Genomic DNA, 20,561 nt, shown 5'->3' with positions numbered 1-20,561 from the left:
GTAAAAAATAATTATTTACCGTTCGTTCTCAATGTGTTATAAATGTATGCGAGAGGTGGTGAGGAAGTATTAATTATACTTAAAATAGCCAAGAAATAATTTTTCAAGAATGAACATTCTTGAATATTGCTCAAAAAGAATGTCGAATCTCTTATTTCCGCTTTAATACTTATAATCGTTATCAACCAGTTTGTAAGTACAATCTTAATTTAAGTGGTGTATCTTTTTCACTTCTTTACCGTCATAAAAATTTTTAAAAACCTAGTTATTTTAACCGGAATAAGAAAAACCTCATAACTACTTAATATTAAACTTAGATTAAATCAGTATATTTGATATTTATTGTTTATAGTTTTAAAACATATCTATTATTTTTTCGAAGACAATATTGACATTTAAATAAAAAAACTTAGAGGTGAAATTTTGAAAAACAATATTAAAAAATTATCGGTGATTGCTATTAGTAGTTTCATATTATTATCTGGTTGTATTGAAGTTAAAGCTAATAATAATGATAGTACAGCCATTAAAAATCATGATAATACTGTATCAATTAAGAACAATGTGACCACTGCAAATAATAATAATACAGTATCTAAAGTTAATAACAATATGATCACTGATAATAATAATACCATATCTAATATAAAGAACACTGTAAATGTTTCAAAATCTGATCCTATACTTAATGAACTAAATAAACTAACTCTTAAAGAAAAAATTGGACAAATGATTATCGCTGGTTTTGACGGAACAACATCAAGTAATGCAGATACTCTTTTAAAAAATTATAAATTAGGCGGCGTAATACTATTTGGAACGAATATAAAAAGTCCAAGTCAGTTAGTTAATTTAACAAATGGAATAAAAACTTACAATAAAAATAACAAGGTTCCTTTATTTATCTCTGTCGATCAAGAAGGCGGTAGGGTAAATCGAATGCCTTCAGTGGTTTTAAATACACCTTCTGCCAGAACGATTGGAAATAAAAATAATATGCAATACGCATATAATATAGGTAATATGATTTCCAAAGAGTTATCATCCTTTGGATTCAATACTGATTTTTCACCTGTATTCGATATACAAAGTAATCCTAAAAATACAGTAATTGGAGACCGTTCTTTTGGTACAAATTCAAGTGTCGTTTCAAACATTGGTATTGGAATGATGGATGGAATTCATAAAGGAAACACAATTCCTGTTATTAAACATTTTCCTGGGCATGGGGATACTTCAGTAGATTCTCATTTAGAACTTCCAATAGTGAATAAAGACCTAGCAAGTTTAAAAAAGTTTGAGTTAATTCCATTCAATAATGCTATCAAAAATCATGCAGATATGGTGATGGTAGCTCATATATTAGTAAAGAAAGTAGACTCTAAGTATCCAGCTTCTATGTCAAAATCGGTGATAACTGATCTGTTACGAAAACAATATGGTTATAATGGGGTTGTCATAACTGATGATATGTCAATGGGCGCTATAGCTAAACACTATAACTTAAGTAATGCAGCAGTAACTTCTATTAATGCCGGAAGTAATATTATATTGATAGGACATGGAAATGAAAATGTTAAAACCATTTACAATAGCATCTATACAGCCGTTAAAAATCATAAAATATCAGAAGACACAATCAATAAAAGTGTCTATAAAATTCTATCTTTAAAACAAAAATATAAACTTAACAATAATAAAGTTCAAACTGTAAATGTGACAAATTTAAATAAACAAATTAAGAAAGCTGTTACTTATAACAATGAAACTAGTAATAAGCAGTACTTACTTTTAAAAAATATTTCGACGAAGGCTAATGGAGGAAAAATAATCAATGCAGAATTTAATGTAATGAATTCCAATATTGACCAGGTAAGAGAAAAATGGGGAAAAGAAGACAGAAGTGTATATGTGGCGGCTGCTAAAGGAACATACAACACATATACAAAGAGAAATGTAGTAGTTGGATATCAAAAAGGCCATATAATATTTGAATTACGCTCTTTTGATCCTCAGTTAAAATCTTTATCTATTAATAATATAAAATATTATTTTGGTTCACCTAGTTCAGAAATTACTACTTCAAATAAAGAAAAAATAATAACTTATTCAATAGGATCAAATAAGCTTAAGTTTGTTTTTCCTTTAAAAAAACAAATCGTATTGGATCATTATTCGATTTATAATCCAAAAAATGTTAATAATAATATGAGTAACTAAATCTCAATTTTCATATAAAACTAACAATCTTTAAATCTGTTCCTAAATCGGAGCAGATTTTTTTGTTTTACTGAAATAGTTTTATTGCCGTTCCTTCCTATTTATTGATAACTAAAATGAATCATTATGATAACGATAATGTCATTTACCATAAAAATATATCACTATATAATTATCTTAACATTTTAAATAGTCTAAATTCCCCTATTTTTTATAGGTTTAATTCCGCTATCCTAAAATGAAATTTTTGTTAGAGGTGATGCAATCGATGAAACAAAGAACTAGGTCGTTTAAGGTAAGAACTTCAACTTGTATTTTTGCTTCCGCTTTATTAGTCCTAAATTCCCAATTTGCTTTTGATCCTAAAATCGGTAAGGCGCAAGAGACTAATCCAGATGATGCGATGACACGCGTTATAGTTGAAATGGAAGGTACCCCTGCGATTCAAATTATGCAGAAATCAGATCATATAAGCGCTTTATCCAGAACAACAGAAAGAAAGTTAAAAGATCAAATTGAAAGTTTAAAACAGTCACATGGGAAAGTGTTAGACGAAATAAAGGAAAAAATGATTCCATTCAAAAAGACTAACGACTATACGTTCACATTCAATGGAGTTTCGTTACAAGTACCTAAAAACAAAATTGATAAATTGCGTACGCTTCCTGGAGTAAAAGCAGTATATCAGGATCAACAATATCACGCAGACTTAGCCAAAAGTGTCCCTTTGATTGGTGCTCCTGATGTTTGGTCCAAGCACGACCAGAATAATCAAGAAGTTACTGGAAAAGGTGTCACAGTCGCTGTGATTGACACAGGTGTGGACTATGATCATCCAGACCTTGGCGGAGCGTTTGGTCTAGGGCATAAAGTAGTTGGTGGATATGATTTTGTCAATAATGATAATGATCCTATGGACGACTACGGACATGGTACCCATGTCGCAGGCATCATTGCTGCGAATGGAAAATTGAAGGGTGTGGCACCTGACGCCTCGATTACAGCATATAAAGTCTTAGACAATAACGGATCTGGAACTACATCCAATATTATTGCAGGAATTGAAGCTGCTATATCACCCGACAATCCATATCCGGCTGATGTCATTAATATGAGCTTAAGTGGACCTGGTGATGGAAGTGATCCAATCTCACAAGCTGCTCAAAATGCTGTTGATGCCGGTGTAGTTGTTGTCGCTGCAGCAGGGAATGCAGGACCTGAATATGGAACTATAGGTGCCCCAGCAATGGCTGAAGGTGTACTTGCTGTTGGTGCAAGTGTAAGTGGTATCAAAGTACCTGATGCGAAGATGGTAACACCAATTGACGAGAATTTATCCGTAACTCGCCTTGGGTTTACAGCTAATCCACCTGAAACAGCAATTACAAGTGATTTGATAGATGTTGGAGATGGTGGAACCGAAAATTATAATGGGTTAGATGTAAAAGGAAAGATTGTCTTAATTCAACCACCACTAGGTTCAGATGGACGTACAGAAGCGATTACTGCACAAGAAAAAGGGGCAGCCGCTGCGATCTTTTTCCAACCCGAGCAAGTTGGGCCTGTTTTTAAATTAGGAGATACAATTCCAGCTCAATATACATCAAACTCTTATGAAGAGTTACAAGCACAACATCAATTTCTTACAAGTTCAAGTGTAGACGGTCAGTTAGAATCGTTAGTTGCTATGAAAATTGATGGAACAAAAGCTGGTGAATTAAAGTCATATTTGGCAAAAGGACCTGTTAAAATTACGATTTCAGGAAAAGACATAACGGATCAAATTGCAAACTTTAGTTCGCGCGGAGATTCTGAATTACGAGCTAAACCTGATTTAGTAGCTCCAGGCGTCGAAATCAACTCGACTTACATTAAGACTGATAGTAATGATTCGGGTTATACAAGATTAAGCGGGACAAGTATGGCAGCTCCTCATGTGGCGGGTGCAGCTGCACTTCTGAAACAACTTAAACCGTCATGGAATGCTAGTGAAATTTCCAACGCATTAAAAGAGACTGCTAAGCCACTTGCATCATATGATGTGCTTACACAAGGGACAGGAAGACTGGATGTAAAGGCGGCAGCGGAAACCAATGTAATAGCCTCTCCTAATGTTTTAAATTTGGGATTAGCTGATTTAAAAGATTCGGAGATTAATAGAAACGCTTCATTAACTTTAAATAATCCAGGAGATGTACCAGTTGATATGGATTTCTCCATTAAACAAGATACAAAATCCGGAGCAACCGTAACTGTAAATCCTTCTCATATTCATATTGAACCAGGTCAACATGTTAATGTTGAGGTGAATATTAATATGAAGCGTCCGGATCAAGATACAAATATCTTAGGTTGGGTAGAAGGAAATATCCAATCTGCAAAAGGATCACAGCATATACGCGTGCCTTACAAGTTAATTGCTAGACATTTCCGAATTACTGCATCACCTGATCCAGTTGGATCTACGGTTGATAATACAACAGCTTTTATTTATAGCCCAGTTAATCTGACACAGGCTCCTAAAGTCACAGTAAAAACTCCAAGTGGGAAAACAAATGAAGTGACAGCTGTTTTAGATCATGATCGTTGGTGGAAGGCAAACGTTCAAACAAGTGAAGTAGGATTATATCGGATTGAAGCAAGTACAATTGTCAAAAATTCCACTAATGACGAATCGACAATAATAGGTTCTGGTTTTTTTGAAAAATTACCAACAGAAAATGAAAACGCTTCAAATTGGAAATCTATTGGGCCATACTCTAATGCAGGAATGATGAATTTTGACTCGAAAAATTCTAAGAACATGACAGTTTTACCGTCATCGACTTTATCATTTTTCCGGTCTGAAGATAGGGCAGAAACTTGGCATGAGTATCGGAATTTCCCTGTTGCTGCAGGGAGAGCAACTGATATAGTGGCTGACCCAACAGATGAAAAAAATATATTTGTGGCAATTAATTCTACAGATCAAGATCCAACTTATATTGGTAAGATAGTGGCTAGCAAAGACGGTGGAAAAACATGGAAGAGCTTATCATTTCCGAACATAGAGATTTCCGATTTAGCTATTGATAATAGTGGGCAGAAATTAGTTGCTATTTCGCGTAATGAAGTTTATGTCAGCACGGACAAAGGATTAAATTGGGTGCAGCTACCTGGATGGTGGGGATTTCTTACTAAAGCAAAACTTCTAAATAACGACTTATATATTTCAGCAGGTTATGAAGGGCTTTACGTATTTAAAGATGTATTCTCTGGTTCAGCTACATCTGAACTATTGTATCAGCCACCATTTCCTTATAGAACTACAAAAGAGATAGTAGGAGATGGAAATCTCTTAGTTACTAGTACTTTCGGTGGTGGATTGTATGCTTCATATAATAATGGGAAAGATTGGAAGGAACTAACACACTCCGATCTACCATTTAATAATGTATCTCGTTTAGAAATTCTTGAGGGTGATATTTATGTAGGGACAGCCTATGATGGAATATTGGTTAGTCACGATAAAGGAAAAACTTGGGAAACATGGAAAAAACCTCTTCCTGGGTATAACTCATTCGAAATCGATTTTGCGTTAGGTGGTAAATCTTCTCCTAAAGGTATCCGACCAATTTATGTATCTTCTGAACAAGCAGGGATATATGGAACTCAGGATAAAGGTGAATCATATAAACGAATCGGTATTCCTGGGGCAACGGTTTATGACTTGGCTATTACGCGGAATTCTAAAGGATATCAGTTACTTGCTGGAACTGACTCCAACACGTACATGACAGCATTACCTCTTCAAAACAAGATTGATTCACGGGCTTTAGAATGGGGTGCGGCAGAAGGAGAAGGTAGATTTGGAGAACAAGTGTTTAAAATTGCTACTTCTCCAACAGAATCTAATGTAGTTTACAAAATACGCTCTAGTGCGATTGGGACTATGTTTGTATATCAAAGTAAAGATGGCGGAGAGAAATGGGATCAAAAATTTGAAAATAGTGGAGTCCCGACTGCTTTGCTGATTAACCCGGCAGACTCTAACCAAATCGTGATCTCTTATACCATTCCAGGAACTAATGAAAAAGGGATCTATATTAGTAAAGATGCTGGGGAGAATTGGAAAAATATTAAGCAGGAACACAAATTTACAGCTTTAGCATCTGCTAATCCACAGGATCCTAACCAAATTTGGGCAGGCGGAAACGATGGTCTATACTTGTCTAAAGATATGGGTCAAACATTCGAAAAAATTCAAAACGTTCCTGTAAGCAGTATTGCAATTGATTCACACAATCCAAACCATCTATTGCTCGGAGGAAACCATCTATATATTAGTAATGACGGTGGAAAAACTTTAGAAATGGCAAAGGGTGCGGGTACTGCTGAACTCAACATGTATGTAAACGATATCATCGTTTCACCTACTCACCATAATATTGTTTATGCAGCCTCAGGTTCTTTTTATGAATCAGGACTACTTAAGGGTGGACGAGGTGTGTTAACAAGCATAGATGGAGGAAAAACTTGGACAAATCTTTCCAAAGATCTCGAGAATAGAAATGCTATATCACTTCAACTTTCTCCTGACGAGGAATATTTATTTGTCGGCACACAAGGTGGCAGTGTTCAGAGATTGAAATTACCAAAAAATCAACATTAAGAAAATACATTAAAAAACATTCCCCATTCTCTTCATGAAGTGGGGAATGTTTTTTTGTATAAGCTAATCATGAATATATTAAGGAATCTTCAGTTTCCCCTACATACAGACTTTTCTCATTCACATGTGAAAGCAACATGTCTATAAAATTTCTAGCTGCAGCTCCAATATACTTTTCTTTATGATGTACAATAGCAACTTCCTTATTAATTATAGGATTTACTATTTTAATAACTTTAAGTGAATCAGTATTCTCCGAAGCGAGAAGAGTATTAGGAAGTATGGTAGCTCCAATACCTTCTTTCACTATACTCAATATAGAATGAGCATCATTTAATTCTATGATTGGCTGAATGTCAAATCCTTTAGACGTAGCGAGTTCATCAATAAATCTTCGGCAATTGTAGTTATTTGGACATAAAACAAGTGGAATGTCTTTGATTTCTTCAAATTCAACAATATCCCTTTTTGCCAAATGATGGTCAAAAGAAACTGCTAAATATAATTCTTCATTATATAAAGGAATACTTTTTAACTGTTCATTCTCTAAAGGCAAGAATGTCAAAGCTATATCGATTTCATTTTGAATAACTTTTTCTTCAATATTATCTAACTTAATGATCTTCATTTGTAAATAAGGATACATTCTGTGAAGCTCTAAGAATACTAGAGAAGCCAACTTACTTAACTCCCCAGACATTACTCCGACAACCAATTTTCCTCTTTTTACTTTTTGAAGCTCTCCAATTTGTTCATAGATAAATTCTATATTGGAAAATATTTTATCGGATTCTTCTTTTAGAATTTTTCCCGCTTCAGTAATAGCAATTTTTTTACCTAAGCGATCAAATAAACGAACACCTAATTTATCTTCAAGGGCTCTCATTTGACGGCTTAAAGCAGGTTGTGATATTCCTAATTTTTCTGCTGCTCTTGTAAAATGTAATTCATCACAAATAGCCAAAAAGTATTCTATTTCCCTTAATTCCATTAATTTACTCCTCATTAGTTTTTTAATGTATTAGGTTTTATAAATATTTCTAAAATAAAGTGAAAGAAAAAACGAAGTAGGTTATTGACAATAAACTTACTAGTATTTCTATCTCATATTCAAGATACACATTCGATAAACCGTCATATAACGTTATGAATTCGTAGATGGTTTCCACATTTTCATTATAAAAATGATGTGAAAATTTAAAACATCCATTTTAGAACTTTTTACCCCATCCACTTATATTCGGCGATTGTAGTTCTTAGGACATAAAACAATTGGAATGTCATTGATCTTTTCAAATTCAACAATATCCATTGTAGACAAATGATATAGTTAAACTTTAAATTGGAAAATATTTTATCGGATTCTTCACTTTAATTTTTCTCGCTTCAGTAGAGGCAATTTTTTACCTAAGCGATCAAATAAACGAACCCCTAATTTAGCTAATTTAGCTAATTTAGCTATTCTATAGATTTTTGAGAATATTCGTTATAAAATAGGGAATCTTCCCTAACTCCTCTATAAAAAAAGCGATAATCTCTATTTTTCTATTCGTTATTAATTTATTTCCTCCTCATATATATAACATATTGAGAATGAACGATAAATAATTATTTTTTACCACTCGTTCTTGAATTTTAATTGCAAACTGAATAATCATAAAGAATAAAGGGATTAATTAACTCTATATATACACATTTAAATTAGAAAGTTAGTCTAATTAAGTGAGAGAAATTAAATAAAGAAGGTTATTGACAATAAAACTTATTAGTATTAATGTTATCTCATATTCAAGATATTTCAATTTGAAATTTTTGGGAGTTGATATTATTGGAGAAAAAATGCGAAAATTTGCCTTTTCTTATATTAATGCAAACATCAAAAGCAATTCATGATCGAATAAAGGAAGAAATGTCAAAATACAAGTTAGGTATTACGGAATTTTCGGTTTTAGAGGTACTGTATCAAAAAGGGAAACAAACAATTCAACAAATTGGAAATAGCATTTTGGTCTCAAGTGGTTCGATGACTTATGTTATTGATAAGCTAGAACAAAGAGGTTTATTATGCCGAAGTGATTGTCCAAATGACCGTCGAGCGATCCATGTGTCATTAACTGATGATGGAAATAATTTTATGAATGAAATCATGCCAAAATACAATGAATTAATTAAAAATATGTTTGATTCACTAGATTTTAATGAAAACGAGACATTCGTAAAACTCTTGAGAAAAGTAAAAAGTAAAGTCTAAATTACCTTTATTTTTTTTATATAATATCTCGAATTCAAGATAATGGATTTTCGTATATTTTAAATAACTATTCGTTTAAAAATTAAAAAAATGAATCATTTTTAATTAAAAAATATAAATAGGAGTGTTGAAAATGAGTAAGAAAACAATGGGAATACACCATATTACAGCGATAGTTGGCCATCCTCAAGAAAATTTAGATTTTTATGCTGGCGTCTTAGGTTTACGTTTAGTAAAAAAAACAGTCAATTTTGATGATCCAGGTACCTATCATCTTTATTTTGGTAATGAAGGTGGAAAACCTGGAACAATCATTACATTCTTTCCATGGCCAGGAGCTTTTAAAGGAACTATAGGAGATGGTCAAGTCGGAGTTACTTCATATGTAGTTCCAAAAGGCGCTATGGATTTTTGGAAAAAAAGATTAGAAAAATTCAATATTCCTTATACAACCATGGAACGCTTTGGAGAACAGTTTGTAGAATTTGATGATCCACACGGTCTTCACTTGGAAATTGTTGAAAGGGAAGAAGGAGAAATCAATTCATGGTCAATAGGTGAGGTAACACCTGAGGTTGCTATCAAAGGTTTTGGTGGTGCAACTTTATTATCGACCCAACCTGACAAAACAACTGAATTATTAGAAAAGGTAATGGGACTTGAATTAGTCGGAAAAGAAGGAGATTTTGCTCGATACCGTTCAACTGCGGATATTGGAAATATTATCGATGTGAAATTAACTTCTATCGGACGTGGAAAAATGGGAGTTGGTACAGTTCATCACATTGCATGGAGAGCTATTGATGACAATGATCAATTGGAATGGCAAAAATACGTAGCTTTAAACGGATATGGTGTCACTCCTGTACAAGACCGAAATTATTTTAATGCTATTTACTTTAGAGAACATGGAGAAATTCTCTTTGAAATCGCGACTGATCCTCCTGGATTTGATCATGATGAATCACAGGAAACGATGGGTGAAAAATTGATGTTGCCATCACAGTATGAAGTTCATAGAGAAAAAATAGAGCAATTTTTAATCCCAATACAGGTAAAAGAGCTTGACTAATACTATAAAAAGAAATGATTTTGCTACCTATCGATACAGATTCATTGTCTCAATGAAAAAATTATAAATTTCTAATCGGTAGCATTATTCCTAGACCTATTTCAAAGCTCTCTGAAATCGCAACAGATTCATAAGGATTTACGGTTGATAATCAATTGACGAACTTGGAAAAAAACTTATCCTGATATCTTGATTAGAGTCAAAAAGAGAAAAATTAAAAGCAACCTTACCACATGTAGAGGTTCGTAATCTTAAGGAGGATATCCGATGAAACATATATTCAATAAAGGCCAAGATTCTACAAAACCAACATTTTTAATGCTTCATGGTACTGGTGGTAATGAATTAAACTTATTACCACTAGCTGGAAGAATCGACGACGAAGCTTCAGTGCTAAGTGTTCGTGGGAACATCTTAGAAAATGGAATGCCAAGATTTTTTAGAAGATTAGCAGAAGGGGTTTTTGATGAAGAAGACCTTATCTTCCGTACAAAAGAATTAAATGAGTTTCTTGATGATGCAGCAAAAAAGTATGGTTTCGATCGAGATAATATTATCGCAATAGGATACTCAAACGGAGCGAATATAGCTGCAAGTTTATTGTTCCATTATCAAAATGCTTTAAAAGGTGCAATTCTTCATCATCCAATGGTTCCAAGAAGAGGAATTGAACTTCCGGACTTGTCAGGTAAGTCAGTATTTATAGCTGCTGGAACAAATGATCCGATTTGCTCACCAATGGAATCGAATGAATTACAATCACTATTAGAAAAGGCTAATGCAAATGTTGAAGTTCATTGGGAAGATAGAGGTCATCAATTAACAATGAAAGAAGTCGAGGCTGCGGCAAGTTGGTATCAGAAATTAAATTCAAATAAATGAATGTAGCTTAAAAAAAAAGAAAGAATAGGTGATGTAAAAATGGGTTTATTAACCAAATTATTTGGAAATTCATCTGAAAAGGAGACTAAAGAAATGACGAATGTAAAATTAGCAGTGATTTATTACAGTATGGGTGGTACAAATTATCAACTTTCGAAATGGGCTGAAGAAGCAGCTAGAGAAGTCGGGGCAGAAGTAAGAGTTTTAAAAGTTCCAGAACTTGCTCCTCAATCAGTTATTGAAGGCAATGCAGCATGGAAAGCCCATGTTGAGGCTACTAAAGATGTACAAGAAGTAAAGTTAGATGATTTAGAATGGGCAGACGCGATTATTTTTAGTGTACCTACTAGATTTGGTAATATGCCAGCACAAATGAAACAGTTTTTAGATACAACTGGTGGGTTATGGTTTAATGGAAAACTTGTTAATAAGGTTGTAAGTGCAATGACTTCTGCTCAAAATCCACATGGAGGTCAAGAAGCAACAATTCTATCACTTTATACAACAATGTATCATTGGGGTGCAATTGTCGCTGCTCCTGGATACACTGATCCTGTAACATTTGGAGCAGGCGGTAATCCATATGGAACTAGTGTAACTGTCGGCCAAGATGGAAAAATGATTGAGGATGTAGAAGCCGCTGTAAAACATCAGGCAAAACGCACAATTACTGTAGCTGAATGGGTTAAAAAAGCAAATCAATAATAGATATGGAAGAGCGGCGGATCATGTTTAACCATGAAAGAATCGCTCTTCTTTAATTCTTATTAAACTATTGGTAATCTCATAGCAATTAACGAAAGCATATAAAAAGGGGATAACAATGCATATTTTAGTTGTTAGTTTAAACTATCGAACAGCTCCTATTGAAATTAGGGAAAAACTTACGTTTAATCCTTCAGATTCCGCAATTGCAATGAAATCTTTACAAGAAAAGTCAAGTATCATTGAAAATGTTATTTTATCAACTTGCAACCGTACTGAAATATACGCGGTAGTTAGTGAATTGAATTCCGGAAAAAATGAAGTGACAGAATTTATTGCGGAATGGTTTAACATAGAAAAAAACGAACTACTTTCTTGTTTGTTTTTTTATGAACAAGATGTAGCGATTGAACATCTATTTAAAGTAACATGCGGCTTAGACTCCTTAATCTTAGGTGAAACTCAGATTTTAGGACAGGTCCGTACGAGTTTTTTGTTAGCTCAAAGAGAAAATACAACGGGTATGATATTTAATCATTCTTTTAAAAAAGCAGTTACACTTGGAAAACGAGCCCATACTGAAACAGAAATTGGATCGAAAGCGGTATCTGTTAGCTATGCCGCAGTAGAATTAGCAAAGAAGATTTTTAAGGGTCTTAATAATACATCGATTTTAATTCTTGGGGCTGGACATATGGCGGAGCTAGCATGTAAAAATCTACAAGGTAATGGTGCAAACAGAGTTACCGTTATTAACCGCTCATTTGAAAATGCTAAACTACTAGCAAATCGTTATTCTGTTGAAGTTAAGCCATGGGATGAATTACTGAATACAATGTTGGAATCTGATTTAATAATTAGCACAACTTCTGCAGAGGAATATGTGATTACACGAGAGATGATTATTGAGGTTAATAAGTTTCGAAAAGTGAAGCCTTTATACTTTATTGATATCTCTGTACCACGAAATATTAATCCTACAATATGTGAATTCGCAAATATTTTTTTATATAACATTGATGATCTTCAAAATATTGTTAATTCAAATATTATGGAACGGAAAAAAGCTACCAAAAAAATTATGAACATGATAGAGGGAGAAATCAATGAACATAAAAATTGGGTCAATTTATTAGAAATTGTTCCTATTATTTCAGCACTAAACAAAAAAGCATCGTTTATTCAATTGGAAATTCAAGAAAGTATTAAGAATAAACTTCCAAATCTATCGGAACATGACTTAAAAGTAATAAATAAACATTTAGGTAGTATTATAAATCAATTTTTAAAGGCCCCAATTAGAGGAATGAAAGATTTAGCTTCCTCAAAAGAGTCCAATGTGGATATCAATTTATTAAGAAAACTTTTTAATATAGAACAAGAGGTTATAGTAGATAAGTAATCATTATTATAATTTAATAGTATTCAGGTCACTAGAATGAACGTAGGCAAAAGAGCTATTCGATAAGCTATCGAATAACTCTTTTATTTTTCTTATCAAAAAAAATTTTATAGCGAAATACATTCGATTAGTGTTCAATTATTGAAATCCAAAAATAAGTTAACAAATGATGTAATAAATCCTGGACAAAAATTGTTTATTCCATCAAGTACTAAAAAGAAAATATGGACAGGAACTTTTTTTATACCCAAAAATAAAAAAACGAATAATTGGATGCTGGACCATTATAAAAAAACGTTAACTAGTATTTTTATTTTTGAATATCATTCAACTAAACAAGGTAATTTGATAAAAGTAAAAGAAAATGGTGCGATTAAGCAAGCTTGGAAAAAAGGTGTAACACCTTATGCGACCTTTACTAATATTAGCGATAAAGGTTTTGATCCAAATTTATTACATAATCTTAAGTAATAAAACTTTACGTAAAAATCTAATTTCAAATATCTATACATTATTAGATCGAAATGATCTTAAAGGAATCAATTTAGATTTAGAAATGGTTAAACCTTATGACCGAGTATACCTTAATCAATTTATCAAAGAATTATCAGTTAAGCTGCATCGTTCTAAAATGGAACCTCTGATAGCGATGCCTCCAAAAGAAGCAGATAATATTCCAAGTTATTATAATGCTTATGATTACAAAACATTTGGAAAATATGTTGATAAGATGTTTATAATGGCGTATAACTGGCATTGGTCAAGCAGTACATCCGGTCCTATAGCTCCGATACAAAATGTGAGAAAATCTCTACAATACACTATAAGTGTTGTTCCAAGGTCAAAATTATTACTTGGAATTCCTCAATATGCATACGATTGGCCAATAACAGGTGACATACGAACAGGGAGCGCGATTTCCACACAAAACGCGATAAATATATATAAGAAATATGAAAGCCAAGTCTACTATGATCAAGATGCATCGGCACCGGCATTTCGTTATATGGATAATAAAGGAACACAACATGTAGTATGGTTTGAAGATCCTCGAAGTTTACTTGCAAAATTTCAGCTAGTAAAAAATTTTAAATTGGCTGGATTAGGGTGCTGGCATATAGGGATAACAATGCCACAACAGAAAAAATATTATTAAATGAATTTTGGATTCGATAAAATTTTTATAAATTGATGATAAATATTTTAGTGAAGAACTTTTTAATTAAAGTTCTTTTTTCTAAATTCAATTTTTTATTCACATAAGAATAAGTGCTAATTGACTGATTAAGATTTACATGTTACTTTTGTCTAAGTTTTTATTTAAGATATTTCCACTTACATCATGTATTTTCATCTAGTATTATCAAAAATAGTAAGCATTTTACTAAAAAACAATTAGTAATTAGTTATAAAAATTAAATATGGTTTTATTGAATAGACAAAGATTATTTTAAAATATGTTATAATCTTCCAAAAGGAGGTACGAACGTGGCCAGACATAGAGAATATGACGAAAAAGAAGTTTTACAAAAAGCAATGGAGCTATTTAGGTATCAAGGTTACGAAAAAACCTCATTGCAAGATCTTGTTTCTCATATGGGGATTCATAGAAGAAGTTTATATGATACATTTGGTGATAAACATACATTGTTTATCAAAGCATTAGAACTTTATAATAACAATGTAATGAAAAATATGAATTTACAGGTTAAGGAATCATTATCTGTTAAAGATGCTATTAGAAGTATATTAGAAATAGTAATTACTAAAGATGATAAAAATTCTGTAGGTTGTTTAACAGTGAATAGTGCAGTTGAGTTGTGCTTACATGATCAAGTTGTAGCTGAAATTATAGAACAAAATTTTTCTAAAACTGAAGAAATTTTTTTTGATTTACTAGTTCTTGGACAAAATTCAGGTGAAATAGCTAAACATCATGATTTAGAAAAATTATCTCAGTTTATTCATAATTCTTTTGTGGGATTAAGAGTATTAACAAAAACAACTAAGGATAAAAATAAGTTGAAAAATATAATTGATATAACACTATCTATATTAGATTAATTCTCAAATTTAAAAGTGTATAAAAAGAGTTAACTAATCGCAAGTTAATTCTTTTTCATTATTCAGTTTGCAATGAAAATTTTAGAACGAATGGTAAAAAATGATTATTTATCGTTCGTTCTCAATATGTTATCTTTATATACATGAGTAGAAAATAAATTATAACGTTTAGAAAAATATAGATTATCGCTTATTTTAGAGTTGTTAGAATCAAACAAACTATTTAATTAAATTTAATTTAATTTAATTTTATTTTTTTGTTTATTTGAGAATGATTGTTCTTAAATAGATAAAATTAATTATTACTATCTAAACAAAAATACAAAATGAGGAGATTACAAAAATGGAAATTTCGAAACAAATAGCATTAATTACAGGAGCAAATAGGGGCCTAGGGCGTCATCTTGCACAGGAATTACTAGGTAGAGGAGCAAAGGTTTATGCAGCGGCTAGAAATCCTGAATTAATTAATCTTCCTGGAGTCATTCCAATACAGATCGATATTACTGATGAAAAATCAATCGCTGCAGCAGCTGAAATTGCTAATGATGTTACATTACTAATCAATAATGCTGGATCGAATACTGAGGGTACATTACTAGATGGGTCAATGGATAAAATTCGATTAGAGATGGACACTCATTTTTTCGGCACTCTTTCGATGATAAGAGCATTTGCTCCGAAAATGGAGAAGAATGGAGGAGGAACAATTCTTAATATTCTATCCGTTTTATCTTGGTTGAGCTTGAACGGAGGAGGAGCTTATCAAGCAGCGAAATCTGCAGAATGGAGTATGACGAATACATTCCGCTTGGTCTTAGCTCCTAAAAATATACATGTTTCTGGGTTGCATGTAGCGTATATGGATACAGACATGACAGCGAACATAAAGGTACCAAAGGCTAATCCTATTAAAATTGCAAAGATAGCCATAGACGGTATAGAAGCTGATAAATATGAAATTTTAGCAGATGAATTAAGTCACATGGTACAGCAAAATTTATCTGGTGGTGTAAAAGCGATATACCCACAATTATTTAAACAATAAATAAGCATTGGTAAGTCTTCGAATATGAGAGTAAAACGCAAAAGATTATTTGAATCAAATTTCTTTTGAACTGCAAAGGGACGTTTAGTGGTCGGTTGTAACGAAGCAGATATGAAATCAGACTAATACTGTAAAATTAATGGGCTTAGACCACCAATCTAACAATGATTGGAGCATAGCCTTGGATAGGAGTTAACACCATGAAAGACAAAATCGTAATGCCGTTATGGACGTTTGGATTGTTCATCGTCGTTATGAACACAACAATGTTTAACGTCTCTGTTCCAAGCATAATTAACGATATCGGGGTTTCGACGTCTCTTGGATCTTGGATTGTTTCAAGTTACTCAATAGGATATGCATTATCAACACTGATTTACAGCAGGCTATCAGATGTATTGACCATTCGAAAGATGCTGACAGTAGGTCTCATGATAATGGGACTTTCATCCATCTTCGGCATCTTCGCAACAAATTTTCAAGCTTTGCTTATTGTTCGGATTGTTCAGTCCGCCGGAGCCGGTGTAATGCCAGGACTTGGACTTGTTATAGTTAGCAGGTATATTCCTTTTGAAAAGCGAGGCAGAGCAATATCAATGATTTCGGCTGGATCTGCAATGGCATTTGGACTAGGGCCAATTGTCGGTGGGTTGATAAGCGAGTACATCGGATGGAACGAGTTATTTACTGTTTCTTGTATTGTATTTCTTCTTCTCCCAATTTTGTTTCGCCTTATCCCTAAAGAGGAGCAAAAACCGTTCCAGTTTGACTTGACTGGTGCTAGCCTGACAGTCGTTAATGCGGTGTCTCTTCTGACCGCTGTTACGCAGCGCTCAACTACTTGGTTGATAACCGGATTGATATCCATCGCCACCCATACCTGGCACCTTAAACACAAGAAAGAATCATTTATCAATTCGGAACTTTTTACAAAGCCAACGTACCGAAAACTACTTATTGTTGGTTTCAGCATTCTGGTTCTAAATCTTGGTAACTTGTTTTTAATGCCTCTGGCACTTGCTAACTTATTTGGAAAAACTCCGTTGGCTATCGGACTTACAATCGCACCCGGAGCCGTTTTATCAGCTTTACTCATGCTCTTCGTCGGACGCTGGATCGACAAGTTCGGAAGCCTACGGTTTTTATTTCTCGGCCATGGCATTTTAGCACTTGTATTAATAATCTTTTGGGCGGACCTCGGTCAATCACCGACTGTCATCTTGTTTGGGTATTTATTTTTCTCGCCAGCGCTTTCTATTACGTTAGCATCGTTAAACTACGAAACGACACGTATTTTGCCTTCTAAGTTGATCGGTTCTGGCATGGGACTCATGCAGTTGATGCAGTTTTTTGGAGGTGCTTTTTCAGTTGCGGTTTCCGGTATGTTAATCGCGTTTCAAAAAAAGAATCCGCTGGTCAGTAACTATGAGAATGTATATGGCGTTTTAATTGTAGTATGCATTATCTCGTTATTCACTCTTCTTTTATACGTCATACCCGTCCGTCAGTCCGAGACTTTAAGGAGTAATCTATCTGAAAAAGCGAGGGTAAAATAACAATATCTGTCGATTTAATTTAAAGTTGTATAATTATAATTTCAGTATTTATAGAAATACAGAAAAACTATTATTAAGTATTAAAATAGAAAGGAGCTTAAATGGCTTCTTTCATTTTGAGTATTATTTCGGTGTTTATAGAAATATATAAATTAATAATATTTAGGAGGAAATATTGCATGTCGAATACAGCAAAAGTTTATATTTTAGCATTAATAAGTTTTTTAGTTGGAACTTCTCAATATATTATTTCAGGTATTTTGGATAAAATGGCTGATGCTCTAGGTGTGTCAATTGGTGCAGCTGGTCAATTAATAACTGTTTATTCATTAGCATATGCAATCGGTACGCCTATCTTAATGGTATTAACAGCAAAAATGGAAAGACGTAAATTACTGATTTATACATTATTAGTTTTTATCGTAGGGAATTTACTTTCAGTCATTGTTCCAGGTTATTGGTTATTTATGATTGCTCGCATTATTATGGCATTAAGTACAGGAGTAGCGGTCGTTACAGTATTAAGTATTGCTGCAAAGATTGCACCCTCTAATAAGAAAGCAAGTTCAATTGCAACAGTTGTCATGGGATTTACAGCGTCATTAATCATTGGTGTTCCTATCGGACGTTTTATTGCATCAACTTATGGATGGAAATTTGTATTTATTGGTATCGCATTATTAGTTTTACTTGTTATTCTTATTGTTTTAAATACAATACCAAAAATGAATGGTGGTGTTACAATCCCATTAACGAAACAAATTGCATTGTTCAAAAAACCAAAAAATGCTTTAGCATTATCAATCACCTTTTTCAATATGACAGGCTACGGAATTATTTTTACTTATTTATCACCATACCTTGTAAAAACAGTAGGAATGAGTGAACATCTTTTAAGCATTACTTTATTGGTTCTTGGAGTTGCAAGCTTATTTGGTTCTAAAATAGGTGGTTTAAGTGCAGATAAAAGGGGGGTAATATTCACCTTAAAAAGAGGGTTACTTGTAAACATAGCATCATTAGTAGCTCTTTCATTCGTTTCACATTCAATTATCGTAGTATTAATACTATTGATAGTATGGTCATTTTCAGGCTGGTCATTAGGTGCAACTCAACAATATAATTTAGCAACAATCTCACCTGAATCATCAGATGTGATGTTAGGTCTTAATCAATCAATGATGCAATTAGGTTTTGCCGTTGGTGCAGGTTTAGGTGGAGTAATTGTGGGGCAAATATCATTATCTTCAATTGTTTGGTTTAGTGCAGTAAGTGTTGTATTTGCAAGTTTTACAACATTTGGATTATCACGCTTCTTAAATAAAAAGGTAGGCAATCAAGATATTACAGTAGGTAAGGGAGCTTAATCAATTCGGTAATCTTACAAAAGTTAAATAAAGTAAAGGAGCTGATGATTAATCAGTTCCTTTTTCGTAATCTCCGTCTTTTTCAAATGGATTTTATTATTTTTACTACTCTCATTTTGAAAAATTTTCTTTTATTTTGCTGTATTACACTCTCCAAATTTACTGAAATAGGAGAAACAATCCTTATGTTTTCCTGAACCGTCCCATCACTTCAAGGGTTTGTGAAATGTTTACAAAAGCATTTGGATCAATCATTCTGATGGCATGTTTTGTTTCATTCAATTCGAATCTTGTAATGACAGTTGTAAGGACTTTTTTTGGTTTATGTGAGTAGGCACCTTCAGCATTATGTACTGTAATCCCTCTTAGATGTAAATGGATTAGGGCGTCTATTAATTCGTCTCCCTTCTCAGTGACAATTCTTAAGGTTAATTTGTTTTGTGTTGTATAGACCATATCGACTGCACGACCAGCTACATAGATAGTGATAATGGTATATAAAGTGATATTCCATCCAAATATAAACCCAGAAGCACAAACTACAATTAAATTCATACATGCACTCAAAAATCCTACCTGCATATTCTTTTTTTGAGAAAGAATCAGGCTAACTATATCCGTCCCACCTGTTGAACCACCATGCTTGATGATCAGTCCGACAGAAATTCCATAAAGAGCGCCTCCTATAATAGAAGAAAGTAAGATATCATTTGTTATTGCATGGATAGGTATTATTTTTAAACTAAAAGATAAAACAGCAACTGAATAGATCGTAAATAGGATAAATCTTTTTCCAAGATTTTTAATACCTAATATGAATAAAGGAATATTAATAATGAAAACAATCCAACCCGTATTTACATGTAAAAAATGATGAATCATAAATGCAATCCCGGTAACTCCACCGGATGCCAATTTATGAGGGATCAGAAAAGTGTTATAGGCAAATCCAAAAAGTATGGAGCATAAACCGATTAAGATGACTTGATATATTAATCGAAACAAAATAAACACCTCTAAAAGTTTCTCTTAAAGTTAGTATGGATATTTTACGTTTTTATAATTATAAAAATAGGTATAAGCATAATTAGTCTAAAAAGAAATAATTGATAGAAGCTTAAACTAAAGGAGATGAAAAATTGTATTTCTTTAAAAAGATATAAAGGGGATTTATTACAAAATGATTCAATTATTTCAGTGATAATAAAACTAAATCTTACCGAAATAAACATTTTAAAAAATAAAGAAAAAGGTTTGAAATAATCTTAGTTAAATCAAACCTTTTTCTTTATTAAAAGCATTATTCAATTATATTCTAGTTATGATCGAACTGTTGAATAGAA

Annotated in this window: 15 protein-coding genes; 13 read left to right on the top strand and 2 right to left on the bottom strand. The window is 32.8% G+C overall.

Annotated features, from left to right (window positions below; genetic code table 11):
* Positions 1-423: 423 nt before the first annotated feature.
* Both nagZ and ABEY15_RS17075 read left to right on the top strand, forming a co-directional pair.
* On the top strand, positions 424-2,220 hold the full coding sequence (gene nagZ, locus ABEY15_RS17080) for a beta-N-acetylhexosaminidase (protein WP_429891341.1): 1,797 nt from the start codon (positions 424-426) through the stop codon (positions 2,218-2,220).
* Between the two features lie 268 nt (positions 2,221-2,488).
* Positions 2,489-6,871: a S8 family serine peptidase gene (locus tag ABEY15_RS17075; RefSeq protein ID WP_429891340.1), complete on the top strand. Its 4,383-nt coding sequence runs from the start codon at positions 2,489-2,491 to the stop codon at positions 6,869-6,871.
* Between the two features lie 67 nt (positions 6,872-6,938).
* On the opposite strand, the gene ABEY15_RS17070 is transcribed toward ABEY15_RS17075, so the two are convergent.
* A complete protein-coding gene (locus tag ABEY15_RS17070) occupies positions 6,939-7,862 on the bottom strand; it encodes a LysR family transcriptional regulator (RefSeq protein WP_429891339.1) in 924 nt (307 codons plus the stop codon).
* An 837-nt stretch (positions 7,863-8,699) separates the two neighbouring features.
* Between ABEY15_RS17070 and ABEY15_RS17065 the strand changes: the two genes are divergently transcribed.
* The 11 genes from ABEY15_RS17065 (at position 8,700) to ABEY15_RS17015 (ending at position 19,218) form a co-directional block, all read left to right on the top strand.
* Positions 8,700-9,122 carry a MarR family winged helix-turn-helix transcriptional regulator gene (locus tag ABEY15_RS17065; protein ID WP_429891338.1) on the top strand — a complete coding sequence of 141 codons (423 nt, stop codon included), beginning with the start codon at positions 8,700-8,702 and terminating at the stop codon, positions 9,120-9,122.
* 133 nt (positions 9,123-9,255) lie between these two features.
* The gene (locus ABEY15_RS17060; RefSeq protein ID WP_429891337.1) at positions 9,256-10,194 is read left to right on the top strand and encodes a ring-cleaving dioxygenase; all 939 of its coding nucleotides are present in this window, start codon (positions 9,256-9,258) and stop codon (positions 10,192-10,194) included.
* 267 nt (positions 10,195-10,461) lie between these two features.
* Positions 10,462-11,076, top strand: coding sequence for an alpha/beta hydrolase (locus ABEY15_RS17055; protein WP_429891336.1), 615 nt, complete (start codon positions 10,462-10,464; stop codon positions 11,074-11,076).
* 39 nt (positions 11,077-11,115) lie between these two features.
* Positions 11,116-11,781 (top strand): NAD(P)H:quinone oxidoreductase, encoded by a 666-nt coding sequence (gene wrbA / locus ABEY15_RS17050; RefSeq protein ID WP_429891335.1) that lies wholly within the window; start codon positions 11,116-11,118, stop codon positions 11,779-11,781.
* A 118-nt stretch (positions 11,782-11,899) separates the two neighbouring features.
* Positions 11,900-13,183: a glutamyl-tRNA reductase gene (gene hemA, locus ABEY15_RS17045; RefSeq protein ID WP_429891334.1), complete on the top strand. Its 1,284-nt coding sequence runs from the start codon at positions 11,900-11,902 to the stop codon at positions 13,181-13,183.
* Between the two features lie 141 nt (positions 13,184-13,324).
* A complete protein-coding gene (locus ABEY15_RS17040; protein WP_429891333.1) occupies positions 13,325-13,654 on the top strand; it encodes a hypothetical protein in 330 nt (109 codons plus the stop codon).
* Entirely contained in the window at positions 13,590-14,339 is a 750-nt protein-coding gene (locus ABEY15_RS17035; RefSeq protein WP_429891332.1) for a glycosyl hydrolase family 18 protein, read from the top strand. Before ABEY15_RS17040 ends, ABEY15_RS17035 begins: the two co-directional genes overlap by 65 nt.
* A 332-nt stretch (positions 14,340-14,671) precedes the next feature.
* Positions 14,672-15,247 (top strand): TetR/AcrR family transcriptional regulator, encoded by a 576-nt coding sequence (locus ABEY15_RS17030; protein WP_429891331.1) that lies wholly within the window; start codon positions 14,672-14,674, stop codon positions 15,245-15,247.
* 343 nt (positions 15,248-15,590) lie between these two features.
* A complete protein-coding gene (locus tag ABEY15_RS17025) occupies positions 15,591-16,295 on the top strand; it encodes an SDR family oxidoreductase (RefSeq protein ID WP_429891330.1) in 705 nt (234 codons plus the stop codon).
* Between the two features lie 200 nt (positions 16,296-16,495).
* Positions 16,496-17,851, top strand: coding sequence for an MFS transporter (locus ABEY15_RS17020; RefSeq protein WP_429891329.1), 1,356 nt, complete (start codon positions 16,496-16,498; stop codon positions 17,849-17,851).
* A gap of 179 nt (positions 17,852-18,030) precedes the next feature.
* The gene (locus ABEY15_RS17015) at positions 18,031-19,218 is read left to right on the top strand and encodes an MFS transporter (protein ID WP_429891328.1); all 1,188 of its coding nucleotides are present in this window, start codon (positions 18,031-18,033) and stop codon (positions 19,216-19,218) included.
* Between the two features lie 183 nt (positions 19,219-19,401).
* Here ABEY15_RS17015 and ABEY15_RS17010 read toward each other — a convergent pair whose 3' ends face one another.
* On the bottom strand, positions 19,402-20,223 hold the full coding sequence (locus ABEY15_RS17010; RefSeq protein WP_429891327.1) for a YitT family protein: 822 nt from the start codon (positions 20,221-20,223) through the stop codon (positions 19,402-19,404).
* Positions 20,224-20,561 lie beyond the last annotated feature (338 nt).

The organism is Gottfriedia acidiceleris (assembly GCF_050457485.1).
In the GTDB taxonomy this organism is placed as follows: Bacteria; Bacillota; Bacilli; order Bacillales; family Bacillaceae_G; genus Gottfriedia; species Gottfriedia acidiceleris_D.
The sequence above is the reverse complement of the archived record's forward strand: the minus strand, read 5'-3'. Positions and strand labels throughout refer to the sequence as shown.